This is a genomic window from Pseudomonas sp. UFMG81 (genome assembly GCF_015354575.1).
Classification (GTDB): Bacteria; Pseudomonadota; Gammaproteobacteria; order Pseudomonadales; family Pseudomonadaceae; genus Aquipseudomonas.
Genome location: NZ_JACAFQ010000026.1, coordinates 26,005 through 40,447, shown reverse-complemented (window position 1 = coordinate 40,447; position 14,443 = coordinate 26,005). Strand labels below are relative to the sequence as shown.

Below are 14,443 nucleotides of genomic sequence, written 5' to 3'. Positions count from 1 at the left end.
ATGTATTTCATCGATGGGCACCACCACCCGGAGTTGACGCTGGAGCAGGCCATCGAGTTCGCCGTGAGCGAACTGGCAGAGCGGCTGGCCGACCCGTGTACGGTCGAACAGGTCATTGCCTGTGCCGAACGGTTCAGCGAAAAACTGCGCTGCGACACTTACCTTGGCGAACTGGACGTGGCCTCGCGCGATGAGGTGCGGCACTTTTGCCAGGCCGACGCCTTGCGCGGCAAGGTGGAAAACGAGCTGGGCGTTGCCCCGTTCTCCCTGCGCCGCATCGATTACCAGCGCCCCCACTTCGAAAGTTGGCGTGCGTTGGGGGTGGTGCTGCACATCACCCCGGCCAATGCACCGCTGCTTCCCTTCTTCGCCGTGGTCGAGGGGTTGCTGGCTGGAAACATCAACTGGCTGCGTCTGAGCGGCCGTGATCAGGGACGCACCACCCGCTTGCTGCAGGCGTTCGTGGCGTGCGACCCATCGGGCCGTATTGCCCGCCAGGTGGCTGTGCTGCCAGTGGCGAAGCATCAGCTCGGCCAGTTGCTGCCCTATGCCGACGGTGTGTCCGCCTGGGGCGGCAATGCCAGCCTGGATGCCATTCGCAGGCAACTGCCAGCGGGGTGCCGCTGGATACCCTGGGGGCACAAGATCAGCTTTGCCTGGCTGGTGCCCGATGCGTTGAACCCAACGGCGTTGGACGCGCTGGCTGACGAGGTCTGCCGTTTCGATCAGCAAGCGTGCTCCAGTCCACAGGTCGTCTTCGTCGATAGTGACGATCAGACCACTGTGCAGGCAGTGGGTGAATGCCTCGCACTGGCGATGGCGCGCCGTCAGGCGTGCTGGCCTGAGCCCCAGCCTGACGCGGCGCAGGCTGCCGAAATCACCACTGCCCTGGCCTGCGCCGAACTGGAGCAGGTATTCGGGTCAGTGCCGGGTCGGGTCTGGCGTGGCGAGGGCTGGCAGATCGTGTTGCAGCTCAAGGTGGCGCTCGAGCCTTCGCCCTTGATGCGCACGATCCTGCTGCGGCCATTACCGCGCAAGGAACTGGTGGAGGTCTTGCTGCCCTGGCGCAGGCATCTGCAAACCTGTGGCCTGGTGGCGCCGGCAACTGATTTCGCCGAGCTCAGCCAGCGTTTGCTGGCGGCGGGGGTCGATCGCGTGACGGCAGTGGAACACATGCACGCCGGCTACAGCGGCGAGCCGCACGATGGCGTCTATGCACTGAGCATGCTGGCGCGCCGGGTTTCGGTGAGTCCGCTGGCGGATTGCCTGCCCGGTACGGCGACGCTGGACGTGCCCGGCACACCGGTGCAGTTCGCCGGGGGCCAGCCCATCATGGGCAGGGACGCATTGGCAGGAGGGGCGATGAGCCCTGGCGCCCAGTTGTTCTTCCGCAGTGGTGGCAGCTGCGGTGTGCCCAAGCTGGCCGGCTACACCTATCGGGATTATCAGCGGCAGATGCAGGCCGCCGCGGACGGTCTGTTCGCCGCCGGGTTGGACCCTGCCAAAGACCGGGTACTCAACCTGATGTATGCGGGCAACCTGTATGGCGGCCTGCTGAGCTTCTTCAGTGTGCTGGAGAAGCTGGGGGCCAGGCACTACCCCATGGGAGGCCCCGAGGGCGACGACTACAGCGAGGTGGCGCGGTTGATTGTCAGCCAGGGCATCGACACCCTGCTTGGCATGCCCTCCACGGTGTACCAGCTGTTCTGTCGCGAGGCGCAAGCCTTGCGCGCCTATGGTGGCATCCGCAAGGTCCTGCTGGGCGGGGAGCACATGGCCGAGCAGCAACGGGCGGTGTTGCGCGGTTTTGGTGTCGAGGTGATTCACTCGGCGCTCTATGGCTCGGTGGATGCCGGGCCGTTGGGCTACGGCTGCCGAAGCAGCCCGCAAGGCGTGTTCCATCTGATGACCAGCACCCAGTCGCTGGAGATCGTCGCCCATGAGCGCGACGAACCCGTTGCGCCGGGGCAGGCCGGGCGCCTGTTGTTCACCTCCCGAGCCCGGGAGGGCCAGAAGATCGAACGCTACGACATCGGTGACAGCGGGCGCTGGGTGCCCGCGCCGTGTGGTTGCGGCTCGCTCGAACCACGTTTCGAGCTGTTGGGGCGTCACGGCAGCCTGGTGCGTGTCGGCTCGCTGTTCATCAATCCGCAGCAACTGGCGCTGTTGGCACAAGTGCCTGCCCAGCTGCTTCTGGAGCACAGCCCGGCGCAGGGGCCGGAGCGTATTCGTCTGTTGGTCGCTGGCGAGCCGGCCGATGTCAGGGGCAGGGTATTGAGCGACCCTGATCTGGGCAAGGGGGTGAAGGACGGCTTGCTGGAGCTGCTGGTCTGCCAGCGCTCGCCCGAGGCGTTCGAGCGCAGCCCGCAGTCTGGCAAGACGCCCTTGGTGATCGACAAACGTCATTTCCCCCTCGAAACCCTGGCTGAACACAGTGACGGGGAGGGCGCACCATGAGCGTTTCGCACAGCCTGAAGCGGCTGGTCGATTTCGCACGGGCGCATTCTGCGTACTACGCGCAGCTCTACCAGGATCTTCCTCTTGAGGGGTGGGCCCTGTCGGACCTGCCGTTGGTGGAACCTGGCGCGTACTGGCACAAGGCCGAGGTGTTGAGCGATTGGCCTGTTCTGACGGGCCCGATGACGGATGCCATTGTGTTCAAGACCGGTGGCACCACTGGCGGTGGCAAGTATTCGGTCTACAGCCATGACGAATGGGCGCGGTTCACCGCTGCCTTCGGGCGCAGCCTGCACCCCTTGCTGCAACCCGGGGATCGGGTCGCCAACCTGTTTTTTGCCGGTGATCTGTATGCCAGCTTCCTGTTCGCCCATGGCGCGATGTCGTGCTCGCGGACACCTGTCTGTGAGTTCCCCTTCACGGGCATCGTCGAGCCAGATGTGTTGACAGCGCAGATCAAGCAGCACGGGATCAACGTGCTGGTGGGCGTCCCAGGAAAGCTGCTGCAGTACGCCTCGACGCTGGCGCAGGCGGGGGAGACGCTGCCGGGTATCAGGGCAGTGCTGTACGGCGGAGAGAGTGTGTTCGAAGAGCAGCTTCATGTGTTCGAGGCCGTGTTTTCCAATGCGCGGGTTGCCTCGATCGGCTGTGCCAGTGTCGACGCCGGTCTGATCGGGGCCAGTGTTGCCGTGGGCGAGCAGGGCGAGCATCGGGCTTTCGAGCCTGAGACCCTGGTCGAAATCGTTGATGAGGTCACGGGGGTACCCATCGAGGAACCGGGCCGTACCGGGGTGCTGCTGGTGACGGACCTGGGCCGCACGTTGATGCCAGTGATCCGCTATCCGGTGGGGGACCTGGCGGCCTGGTGCGAGCCTGCGGGCGGTTCAGGGCGAGCATTCATCCTGCAGGGGCGCAGTGGCCTGGGGCATCGCGTGCGGGTCGGCTATGCAACGCTGTTTCCGGATGACTTGGCGCAATTGATCGAGGCGCGGCTGGGGCGTTGCCAATGGCAGCTGTTGATCGAGCAGGCAGGTGGCGTTGACCGAGTGACGCTGCGTATCGCCCATGATGCAGACCCGCAGCAGGCGCACGACCTGATTGCGCAGTTGCAGGCGCGGGACAGCGCCCTGTCCGAGCTGGTGTCTCAAGGCGCGCTGCGTATCGGCATACAGTGGTGTCGGCCAGCAGATATCGTGACCAATGGGCGGACCGGGAAGCTGTTGCGAGTCATCGACCGGCGCAGCTATGGCCAGGCTGCCCAGGGTGCAGTGTCATGACCGTCGTCCGGGCGTTTCGGGCAAGTGATGCGCCCCACCTCTGCGAACTGTTCAAGACGGTTTACGGGGCGAACTATTTCTACCCGGAGGTCTACCTGCCGTCGGTGTTTCGTCAATACAACGAGACACGCCAATGGCACAGTGTCGTCGCCTGGCAGGGGGAACGGCTGGTGGGCCATGCCATGCTCAGGCAAATGCCGGATGATCAAGGCTGCGCAGAGCTTGCGATGATCGTGGTTCACCCTTCGGCGAGGGGCGCTGGTTTGGCCGGCCTGATGGGCAGGCGCCTGTGTGAGTACGCCCGCCAGCAGCGCATGGCGCTGTTGACCATCAAGGCCGTGTCCAGCCATGCGTGGTCGCAGCGCCTGGCCTTGTCGCTGGGGTTCATCACCACGGGGTTGTTGCTGGACTATGTCGATTCACCCTTGACGCAGGGCAGGGAGAGCGCCGTCCTTGCTGTGCTGCCCTTGCAGAGGCAGCCGATACCGCGGGTGAAAACGGATGATGTCTACCCTGGGTGGCTCGATGGCCTGTTCGACCGCTTCGGCTCCGTAGCGCCCGGCGCTTTGGGGGCGGTTGGCGCTGCGCTTCAGGTGTCCGCACACGAGCGGCGGCTGGACCTGACCCTCGAAGATAGCCAATGCCCGGAAGTTGATGAGGTGGCGCTGTTGCCTGCGGGCCGCTTGACGCACCTGCGGGTGAACATGCAGGGCGACCTTCGCACGCTGCTGCCCAGGCTGCACCTGGCCGGTTATGTGAACACCGGGCTGACACTGGGGGAGCGCCGGCGCTGGTACTGGCTGCTGCAGCGTGGTTTTACTCGACGCCGGCTCGAGTTGAGCTGCCCGACCGCGCGCGGCCTGCATGCTGAGGCTTGCGAGAATGTGTATGGGCAGGGGGTGATGGCGAGCCCAGCCGCTTGAGCGCTTCGCGGTATGGGAGTGCGGCAGGCATTAAAAAGCCGGCTTGTGGCCGGCTTCTTGGGGACGGTCTTGGCTCATTTTTGATGGGCCGCAATCGCCTTAAACGGTTGGCAACATGGCCTGAAAAAGATGGCGGACGGCTGTGTGAGGCGTCGCCAGGCCCTCTGGAATGCGGCTTGCACCATCAGGGGGCGTGATGTGCGGCGTAGCATACTAGGGCCGGCCAGTGATGCCCAGCAAAAAGTGGTGCGAGTTGTTTCAGCACGGCCGCTGCGGGCGCAAGCAGGCCCACCAGAACACCCAGCCGAGAATTTGCAGGTTCTGTGCCTTGCGTTGCGCTGCGGTGTAGCGTTCGACGGGGTGGTTGAGGCGGTCATGGCTGTGCAGGCACAACGCGTTGTGCGGGCCTTGGCTGAGTTGGTGCACGCGTAGCCTGCCATTGTGCAGCAGGGCGTAGCACTCGCCTTCGACCACCTGGGTGAGGCTACTGTCGATGGCCAGGAGCGTGCCCAGGGGGAGTTGCGGGGCCATGTTGCTGGCGGGCATGCCGATGCAGAAGGCGTTGTCTGGCGTGACTCGCACGCTGTCGAGGGCCTGCCGGGGAATGGTTTGGTAAAGCCCGCTGACCGGTTCGAGGCAACCCTGTTCCAGCCGGTGGAGTGGCAACTGCACCTGGCCGGTATCCAGCGCCAGCAAAGGGGGCGGCGCTTCGTTGCGCAGCGTTGGCTGGCAAGCGGTCTTGAGCGGGTCGGGATGCTTGGGACCTTCGCCCATGCGCAACCAGCGTTTGTGCACGCAGAACAGGTCGGAGATTTCGTCGAGCCGGGCCTGTGGTACGCCGCGTTTAAACCAGTTGTTGACGTGTTGCGGCGTCACGTTGCGCTGGGCGGCAAAGTCGGAGCAGGTCAGGTTGCACTCCTGCAGCAGTGCTTTGAGGCGGTCACCGGATGTATTCATGGCGTCGAGTCTATCGCCATGGGATTTGTGCGGAAATGAACGTGATGCCGATCCATCTTGTGGGAACTATCGGCTTTTGCAGGGATTTTCCTAGGACGATGTAGGGCTTTCTGCGGTGACACAAAAAAGCCCTGCCGGAGCAGGGCTTTTTTGCAGGTCAGGCTCAGCCTTTATAGGCAGCGACCGACTTGGTGATCGCGGCGCGGGCGGCGTCGGCGCCTTCCCAGCCTTCGATCTTGACCCACTTGCCCTTCTCCAGATCCTTGTAGTTGGCGAAGAAGTGCTCGATCTGCTGGATCAGCAGGGCCGGCAGGTCGGTGTATTCCTTCACATCGACGTACAACTGCGACAGCTTGTCGTGCGGGACGGCGATGACCTTGGCGTCGCCGCCGCCGTCGTCGGTCATGTTCAGCACGCCGACCGGACGGGCGCGGATGACCGAGCCTGGGGCTACCGGGTACGGGGTGACGACCAGCACGTCCAGCGGATCACCGTCGTCGGCCAGGGTTTGCGGGATGAAGCCGTAGTTGGCCGGGTAGAACATCGGGGTGGCCATGAAACGGTCGACGAGCAGCGCGTCGAAGTCCTTGTCGATCTCGTATTTGATCGGCGCGTGGTTGGCCGGGATCTCGATGGCGACGTAGATGTCGTTCGGCAGGTCTTTGCCCGCTGGAATATTGCTGTAGCTCATTGGGCTGTGCCCCCGTGTTTGATCAAAAAAGTGGCGCGATTATAGGCACATTCCGACAGGGCGTGCCACGCCCCGCCTGATGTGCGGGCCTGTCAGGCGTGGCTTTCGCGGTAGTCCGGATGTTCGGCTTGCAGGCGTGCCAGACGGGTCAGCGGGTCCTGGCGGTAGAACAGCGTCAACTGTTGGTAGACCTTAGGATAAGCCTGGTGCAGCAGGTCGGGCGCGCTGAAGAAGTACTCGCTGGTGACCGCGAAGAATTCCGCCGGGTTCTCCGCGGCGTAAGGGTCGATGGCGGTCTCGGCGTCCGGATCGGCGTCGAGCTGGCGGTTCATGTCGTCATAGGCCTGCTGCATGGCGGCGGCCCAGTCTTCGACAGGCATGCCGCTGTGCAGTGGCGGCAGGCCATTGGCATCGCCGTTGAGCATGTCGAGCTTGTGCGCCAGTTCGTGGATGACCAGGTTGTAGGCTTCCCAGCCACCGCCGGCCAGGACACCCGGCCAGGCGAGGATCACCGGGCCTTGCTGCCAGGCTTCGCCACTGTGTTCGGCATCCCACACATGTTCCACCCCGCTGGCATCGCGATGGCGCTGGGGGCTCAGGAAGTCGTCGGGGTAGAGAATGAGCTCGTGGAAGCCTTGGTACCAGTTCAGCTCGCCCAGGTGCAGCAGAGGCAGCTGGGCCTGGGCGGCGAGGAACAGGCGTTGCTCGTCGTCGAGCTCGACGCCGGGTAACGCCGTCAGGTGCTTGTCGTGCAGGAACAGCACGCAGGCTTCGCGCAGCCACCGGTCTTCCTCGTCACTGATGCCGTCGAGCAGCGGCAGGCGTTGGCGGATCGCCTGCCACAGCGCCGCGTCCACCGGATAGCGGGCCAGGGTGCGCCGGCGGCGCCAGGCGCTGAACGACCACATGCCGCGGTCAGTGGGCTTTGGCCGTGCGGCCGAGGCGGCCGCGCAGCAGGCCGAGGATCATCGGTACCAGCGACAGGACGATGATGCCCACCACCATCAGCGACAGGTGCTGCTTGATGAACGGCACGTTGCCGAAGAAGAAGCCCAGGGTTACCAGGCCGCCGACCCAGAGCAGCGAACCGACCACGCTGAAGGCGAGGAACCGCGGGTAATGCATGTGGGCGATGCCGGCGACGAACGGCGCGAAGGTGCGCAGGATCGGCAGGAAGCGGGCGAGGGTGACGGTCTTGCCACCGTGGCGTGCATAGAATTCGTGGGTACGCTGCAGGTAGTCCTGACGGAAGATCTTCGACCCAGGATTGCTGAACAGCCGTTCCCCCGCCGTGCGCCCGATCACGTAGTTGGTGCTGTCACCAAGGATTGCGGCCGCCATCAACAGCCCGGCAAGCAGCACGGGGTCCATGCCGCCGCCTGCGGCCACGGCGCCGGCGATGAACAGCAGCGAATCGCCCGGCAGGAAGGGCATCACCACCAGGCCGGTCTCGCAGAAGATCACCGCGAACAGGATGGCGTAGATCCACGGACCGTAGTTGGTGACCAGCAGGTCGAGGTAGGCATCGAGATGCAGGATAAGGTCCAGCGGGTTGAAATCCATGTACAGCACCTGTGTTCTTGACCCGCTTCTACGGGCGCGCGATGACGGACGGCGTCTTGGGCGTGGGCAGGCTTACCTGAGGGGAGGTAACTTTTCACACATGACTGGAGCGGGATTATACGGCGATGTTGCGATTGTGCCCGCACAGTTTGTAGCGAGGGGTTACGGCGGACTAATGAGATCGCAATGCCACGTATACCCTGTGGGGCGGCGGAGCCTGGCACGGGCTGCGCCCGTGTTCGCGGGCAAGCCCGCTCCCACAGGGTCGCGCCAGATCTTTGAATTGTGAGCAAGGCAGTGACTCCCACAAGGCCCAGCCACATCAATTACAACTGTGCAGTCCTGTGAGAGCAGCCTCGCGCAGCGCTTGGCATCAATCCTGGCTGATGGGGAGGATGTAGTTCTCGAACTCGGTGTCCTTGCGAAAACCCATGGACTCGTAGGTCTTGCGCGCCACTTCGTTGTCGCTGCTGGTGGAGACGCGCATGCGCACGGCGTTCGATTCCTTGGCCATCTTCTTGGCTTCGCGCATCAGGTGGTCGGCCACCAGCATGCGCCGCGAGTCTTCGGCGACATAGATGTCGTTGAGAATCCACACACGTTTGAGCGACAGCGACGAGAAGCTCGGGTAGAGCTGGCAAAACCCTAGCAGTTTGCTGTCGTCGTCCACGGGCAGGGCGAGGTAGATGATCGATTCGCCGCGCTTGAGGCGCTTTTCCAGGAAGCTGCGGGAGCTGTCCGGGTAAGGCAGCTGGCCATAGAACTCACGGTACTTCACAAACAACGGCGTGAGCAGGTCGAGGTGCTCCAGGGTTGCCTTGATGATTCGCATGTGCGGGCCTCTGTGTCCATTTAGGGGGATACGGCGGATTGCCAGCAGTCAACTGCATGCTGCCTAAAGCAGCCTACAAGTGCAATCCGACTTCCGTGACATGTTTTTTACCCTTCTCCGAGTAGGAAGTTTCCGTTTTTTTTGCCCGTATTGTCACTTTCAATGCTGTGGACCTCGGCTTCATCCTTCAGATTCACCCCCGACAACTGGCGTTTGCAGGCCTCGCGCATCAGGTACAGCAGGCGATGGGCGGCCATGCCATAGCTCAGGCCCTCCAGGCGCACATTGGAAATGCAGTTGCGGTAGGCGTCGGTCAGGCCGACTTTGGGGGCGTAGGTGAAGTACAGGCCCAGGCTGTCGGGCGAGCTCAACCCCGGGCGTTCGCCGATCAGCATCACCGTCATGCGCGCACCCAGCAATTCACCCACTTCGTCGGCCACCGCCACCCGGCCCTGTTCCACCAGCACCACGGGGGCGCTGGTCCAGCCGTCGGCGGCGGCCTGCTCCTCGAAGCGGCTGAGGAAGGGCAGGGTGTGGCGGTGCACGGCCAGTGCCGACAAACCGTCGGCGACGACGATGGCCAGGTCCACGCCCGCCGGGTTGGCCAGGGCGTGCTCGCGCAGTTGCCGGGCGGAGTCCGCGTGCAGGCGCCGGCCGAGGTCGGGGCGTTGCAGGTACTGGTTGCGGTCGCTGGCGGCGCTGTGCAGCAGCAGGCTGTCGCGGCCACGATCGCTGAGCTGCTGGCGCAGGCCGGCATGGTCGAAGGGCAGGTGCACGGCATCGCGCGCCTGGGCGTGGGCGTACTGGAAGTCCAGTTGGGCGCTGGTCGGCAGGCTGATACCGGTGCGGCCCAGGGCGATGCGCGCCGGGGTGAGGGTGCGCAGGGCCAGCCAGGGGTTTTGCTCGGTGGGGGTATGTCGGTCCATGGGCGCTCCTAGGCCAGCTGCGCGAGCGCGTGGCGGAAGGCTGGCGGCAGGTTGTCGCCGAAGCGCACACGGCCATCGGCCTGGGTGAAGATGCCGGTGCGTTCCAGCCACGCTTCGAATTCCGGCCCGGGCTTGAGGCCCAGGGTTTGTCGTGCATACAGCGCATCGTGGAACGAGGTGGTCTGGTAGTTGAGCATGATGTCATCGGAGCCGGGGATGCCCATGATGAAGTTGATCCCGGCCACGCCCAGTAGCGTCAGCAGGGTGTCCATGTCGTCCTGGTCGGCTTCGGCGTGGTTGGTGTAGCAGATGTCGCAGCCCATCGGTACGCCCAGCAGCTTGCCGCAGAAGTGGTCCTCGAGGCCGGCGCGGATGATCTGCTTGCCGTTGTAGAGGTATTCCGGGCCGATGAAGCCGACCACGGTGTTGACCAGGAACGGTTTGAAATGCCGGGCCACGGCATAGGCGCGGGTTTCGCAGGTTTGCTGGTCGACGCCGTGGTGGGCGTTGGCCGACAGGGCGCTGCCCTGGCCGGTTTCGAAGTACATCAGGTTCTGCCCGAGGGTACCGCGCTTGAGCGACAGCCCCGCCTCGTAGCCTTCCTGCAGCACGTTGAGGTTGATGCCGAAGCCGGCATTCGCCGCCTCGGTGCCCGCGATCGACTGGAACACCAGGTCCAGCGGCACGCCACGGTTGATCGCCTCGATGCTGGTGGTGACGTGGGTCAGCACGCAGGACTGGGTGGGGATCTGGTAGCGCTGGATGATGTTGTCGAGCATCACCAGCAAATCGCAGATCGAGGCGATGCTGTCGGTGGCCGGATTGATACCAATCATGGCGTCGCCATTGCCGTACAGCAGGCCGTCGAGAATGCTGGCGGCGATACCGGCGGGTTCGTCGGTGGGGTGGTTGGGTTGCAGCCGCGTGGACAACCGCCCGCGCAGGCCCATGGTGCCGCGGAAGGCGGTGACCACGCGGATCTTCTGCGCCACCAGCACCAGGTCCTGCACACGCATGATCTTCGACACCGCCGCCGCCATTTCCGGCGTCAGGCCGGGGGCCAGGGCGCGCAGGCTGTGCTCGTCGGCCTGCTCGCTGAGCAGCCAGTCGCGCAGCCCGCCCACGGTCAGGTGGCTGACCGGGGCGAAGGCCTTGCTGTCGTGGCTGTCGATGATCAGCCGGGTGACTTCATCGTCTTCGTAGGGGATCAGCGCTTCGCTGAGAAAGTGCTTGAGCGGGATATTGGCCAGGGCCATCTGCGCGGCGACCCGTTCGCCGTCGTTGCTGGCGGCGACTCCGGCCAGGTAGTCGCCCGAACGCGCCGGGCTGGCCTTGGCCATGACGTCCTTGAGGCTGTCGAAACGGTAGAGCTGGTGGCCTACCGTGTGTACGAAACTTGCCATACAGAATCTCCAAAGCGCCGCAGGGCGGGCCTGCGGCGTAAGTCGACGATCAGTGCAGGGCCTCTTCGGCCTTCTGGATCGCGGCGAATTCCTCTTCCGGGGTGCCGGCCACCAGGTGATGGCGGCTATAGAACGCAAAGTAGGCGATCAGCACGCCGTAGATCACCGCTGCGCCAATCACCACCCGTGGGTCCACCAGGAAGCCGGCGACCACGGCGATGCAGGCCAGCACCAGGGCCACGCCCGAGGTGAAGATGCCGCCGGGGGGGCGGTACGGGCGCTCCATTTTCGGCCGGCGGATGCGCAGGGTGATGTGCGCGGCCATCATCAGCACATAGGACAGCGTAGCGCCGAATACCGCCACCAGGATCAACAGGTCGCCCTGGCCGGTCAGCGATAGGGCGAAGCCGATGATCCCGGGGATCACCAGGGCCAGCACCGGGGCCTTGCTCTTGTTGGTTTCGGACAGTTTGCGCGGCAGGTAGCCGGCGCGGGAAAGGGCGAAGATCTGCCGCGAATAAGCGTAGATGATCGAGAAGAAGCTGGCGATCAGGCCTGCCAGGCCCACCAGGTTGACGAAGCCGCCCATCCAGGTGGAACCACCGTAGGCTTTCGACAGCGCCTCGACCAGCGGGTTGCCCGAGGCCTTGAGGGCTTCTGCGCCTGCGCCACCAGGGCCGACCACCAGGATCAGCAGGGCGAAGGCCAGCAGCACCAGCATCGCGCCGATCAGGCCGCGCGGCAGGTCGCGTTTCGGGTTCTTGGTTTCCTCGGCGGCCAGCGGCACGCCTTCGACGGCGAGGAAGAACCAGATCGCGTAGGGAATCGCCGCCCACACGCCGACATAGCCGAACGGCAGGAAGCTGCTTGCACCAACGGCATCGGTCTTGGCGATGTCGAACAGGTTGGCTGCATCGAAATGGGGCACCATCGCGATCAGGAACACCGCCAGGGCGATGGCGGCGACGGCGGTGATGATGAACATCAGCTTGAGCGCCTCACCGACCCCGAAGATGTGGATGCCGATGAAGATGATGTAGAACGCCAGGTAGATCATCCAGCCGCCGATACCGAACAGCGACTGGCAGTAGGCGCCAATGAACACGGCGATGGCCGCGGGGGCGATGGCGTATTCGATGAGGATCGCGGTGCCAGTGAGAAAACCGCCCCAGGGCCCGAACGCGCTGCGGGCAAAACCGTAGCCGCCACCGGCAGTGGGGATCATCGACGACAGTTCGGCCAGCGAGAAGCACATGCACAGGTACATGGTGGCCATCAGCAAGGTGGCCAGGAACATGCCGCCCCAGCCACCCTGGGCCAGGCCGAAGTTCCAGCCGGCGTAGTCGCCGGAGATCACGTAGGCCACGCCCAGGCCTACCAGCAGCACCCAGCCGGCGGCGCCTTTTTTCAGTTCACGTTGCTGGAAGTAGTCGGAACCGACCTTTTCGAAGTCGACGGAGGAGCTTGCCGGCGCGCCGGCGGATTGATCGCTTGGCATGGATTCACCTGTTTTTCTTCTTGGTGGCCGGAAGGGGTCCGGGCCGATGGTGATAGGTACTGCAGGAAGCGAGCCAGAGCGGTTACAACAGGGTGGCCGCCATGGTTTTCTGGGGTTGCAGGTCTGGCCTCTTCGCGGGCAAGCCCGCTCCCACAGGGGTGCGCATACCTGTGGGAGCGGGCTTGCCCGCGAAGGGCGCGACGCGGTTTAGAAGAAGCCCAGCGGGTTGATGTCGTAGCTCACCAGCAGGTTCTTGGTCTGCTGGTAGTGGTCGAGCATCATCTTGTGGGTTTCACGGCCAACGCCGGACTTCTTGTAGCCACCGAACGCGGCGTGCGCCGGGTACAGGTGGTAGCAGTTGGTCCACACACGGCCGGCCTTGATGCCACGGCCCATGCGGTAGGCGCGGTTGATGTCGCGGGTCCACACGCCGGCGCCGAGGCCGAACTCGGTGTCGTTGGCGATCGCCAGGGCTTCGGCTTCGTCCTTGAAGGTGGTGACGCTGACCACCGGGCCGAAGATTTCTTCCTGGAACACGCGCATCTTGTTGTTGCCCTTGAGCAGGGTCGGCTGGATGTAGTAGCCGGTGGCCAGCGAGCCTTCGAGTTTTTCCACCTTGCCGCCGGTCAGCAGCTCGGCACCTTCTTCCTGGGCGATCTTCAGGTAGGACTGGATCTTGTCGAACTGCTGCTGCGAGGCCTGGGCGCCGACCATGGTGTCGGTGTCGAGCGGGTCGCCGCGCTTGATCTGCAGCACCTTCTTCATCACCACTTCCATGAACTGCGGGTAGATCGACTCCTGAACCAGCGCCCGCGACGGGCAGGTGCACACTTCGCCCTGGTTGAAGAACGCCAGCACCATGCCCTCGGCGGCCTTGTCGATGAAGCTCGGCTCGGCCTGCATGATGTCTTCGAAGTACACGTTCGGCGACTTGCCGCCCAGCTCGACGGTGGACGGGATGATGTTCTCGGCGGCGCATTTCATGATGTGCGAGCCCACCGGGGTGGAGCCGGTGAAGGCGATCTTGGCGATGCGCTTGCTGGTGGCCAGGGCTTCACCGGCCTCGCGGCCATAACCTTGCACCACGTTGAGCACGCCTTTGGGCAGCAGGTCGCCGATCAGCTCCAGCAGCACGGTGATGCCCAGTGGCGTTTGCTCGGCGGGCTTGAGCACCACGCAGTTGCCGGCGGCCAGGGCCGGGGCGAGCTTCCAGGCGGCCATCAGCAGCGGGAAGTTCCACGGGATGATCTGCCCGACCACGCCCAGCGGTTCGTGGATGTGGTAGGCCACGGTGTTTTCGTTGATCTCGGCGGCGCCGCCTTCCTGGGCGCGAATGCAGCCGGCGAAATAGCGGAAGTGGTCGACGGCCAGCGGAATGTCGGCGTTGAGGGTTTCGCGGATCGGCTTGCCGTTGTCCCAGGTTTCGGTGATGGCCAGCAGTTCGAGGTTCTGCTCGATGCGGTCGGCGATCTTCAGCAGCACGTTGGAGCGGTCCTGCACGGATGTGCGGCCCCAGGCATCGGCGGCGGCGTGGGCGGCGTCGAGCGCCTTGTCGATATCTTCGGCGGTGGAGCGGGGGAACTCGGCGATCGGTTGGCCGTTCACCGGCGAGGTGTTGGTGAAGTACTCACCCTTTACCGGAGGAACGAACTCACCACCGATGTAGTTGCCGTAGCGGGTCTTGAAGCTGACCTTGGCGCCCTCGGTACCGGGATGTGCGTAACGCATGGTGTGTCTCCTGGTCGTTGTGATTGTTGCGGAGTTACCAAGCGTAGAGCAAAGGTCGGGCCAGCGCCGGCTGCCCCTTGTGGATCAATGACTTGGGTCAGTTCAATGAGTAGGCTGGAAGGGCCTTGTGCCAGCGCTGGTACGGGCCGGGTGACACTTTGTACCGTTCATGGCACAACCGGTGACTC

General features: G+C 64.3%; 12 protein-coding genes. 3 read left to right on the top strand and 9 right to left on the bottom strand.

Going from position 1 to position 14,443, the window contains the following annotated elements; all coding sequences use genetic code 11:
• Genes IX761_RS18740 through IX761_RS18730 form a run of 3 tightly spaced genes read left to right on the top strand, consistent with a single transcriptional unit; the run spans position 1 to position 4,657 of the window.
• Positions 1-2,457 (top strand): acyl-CoA reductase, encoded by a 2,457-nt coding sequence (locus IX761_RS18740; protein WP_194791051.1) that lies wholly within the window; start codon positions 1-3, stop codon positions 2,455-2,457.
• A complete protein-coding gene (locus tag IX761_RS18735; RefSeq protein ID WP_194791050.1) occupies positions 2,454-3,734 on the top strand; it encodes an AMP-binding protein in 1,281 nt (426 codons plus the stop codon). The genes IX761_RS18740 and IX761_RS18735 overlap by 4 nt, the downstream gene beginning before the upstream one ends.
• Positions 3,731-4,657, top strand: coding sequence for a GNAT family N-acetyltransferase (locus tag IX761_RS18730; protein WP_194791049.1), 927 nt, complete (start codon positions 3,731-3,733; stop codon positions 4,655-4,657). Before IX761_RS18735 ends, IX761_RS18730 begins: the two co-directional genes overlap by 4 nt.
• Before the next feature lie 258 nt (positions 4,658-4,915).
• Here the strand turns inward: IX761_RS18730 and IX761_RS18725 are convergent, their stop codons facing one another.
• The 9 genes from IX761_RS18725 to IX761_RS18685 all read right to left on the bottom strand — a co-directional run bounded on the left by IX761_RS18725 (position 4,916) and on the right by IX761_RS18685 (position 14,255).
• Positions 4,916-5,614: a LexA family transcriptional regulator gene (locus tag IX761_RS18725; protein ID WP_194791048.1), complete on the bottom strand. Its 699-nt coding sequence runs from the start codon at positions 5,612-5,614 to the stop codon at positions 4,916-4,918.
• A gap of 163 nt (positions 5,615-5,777) precedes the next feature.
• The gene (ppa, locus tag IX761_RS18720; RefSeq protein WP_194791047.1) at positions 5,778-6,305 is read right to left on the bottom strand and encodes an inorganic diphosphatase; all 528 of its coding nucleotides are present in this window, start codon (positions 6,303-6,305) and stop codon (positions 5,778-5,780) included.
• A 92-nt stretch (positions 6,306-6,397) separates the two neighbouring features.
• Positions 6,398-7,213 (bottom strand): zinc-dependent peptidase, encoded by an 816-nt coding sequence (locus IX761_RS18715; protein WP_194791046.1) that lies wholly within the window; start codon positions 7,211-7,213, stop codon positions 6,398-6,400.
• Between the two features lie 7 nt (positions 7,214-7,220).
• Complete coding sequence (locus IX761_RS18710) at positions 7,221-7,868, bottom strand: DedA family protein (RefSeq protein WP_194791045.1); 648 nt, start codon at positions 7,866-7,868, stop codon at positions 7,221-7,223.
• A 373-nt stretch (positions 7,869-8,241) separates the two neighbouring features.
• A complete protein-coding gene (locus IX761_RS18705; RefSeq protein WP_125462452.1) occupies positions 8,242-8,700 on the bottom strand; it encodes a GNAT family N-acetyltransferase in 459 nt (152 codons plus the stop codon).
• Positions 8,701-8,807: 107 nt separating this feature from the next.
• On the bottom strand, positions 8,808-9,626 hold the full coding sequence (gene eutC, locus IX761_RS18700) for an ethanolamine ammonia-lyase subunit EutC (protein WP_194791044.1): 819 nt from the start codon (positions 9,624-9,626) through the stop codon (positions 8,808-8,810).
• Between the two features lie 8 nt (positions 9,627-9,634).
• On the bottom strand, positions 9,635-11,029 hold the full coding sequence (locus IX761_RS18695; RefSeq protein WP_194791043.1) for an ethanolamine ammonia-lyase subunit EutB: 1,395 nt from the start codon (positions 11,027-11,029) through the stop codon (positions 9,635-9,637).
• A 49-nt stretch (positions 11,030-11,078) separates the two neighbouring features.
• Positions 11,079-12,527: an ethanolamine permease gene (gene eat / locus IX761_RS18690; RefSeq protein ID WP_194791042.1), complete on the bottom strand. Its 1,449-nt coding sequence runs from the start codon at positions 12,525-12,527 to the stop codon at positions 11,079-11,081.
• Between the two features lie 207 nt (positions 12,528-12,734).
• A complete protein-coding gene (locus IX761_RS18685) occupies positions 12,735-14,255 on the bottom strand; it encodes an aldehyde dehydrogenase family protein (RefSeq protein ID WP_194791041.1) in 1,521 nt (506 codons plus the stop codon).
• Positions 14,256-14,443: the final 188 nt, after the last annotated feature.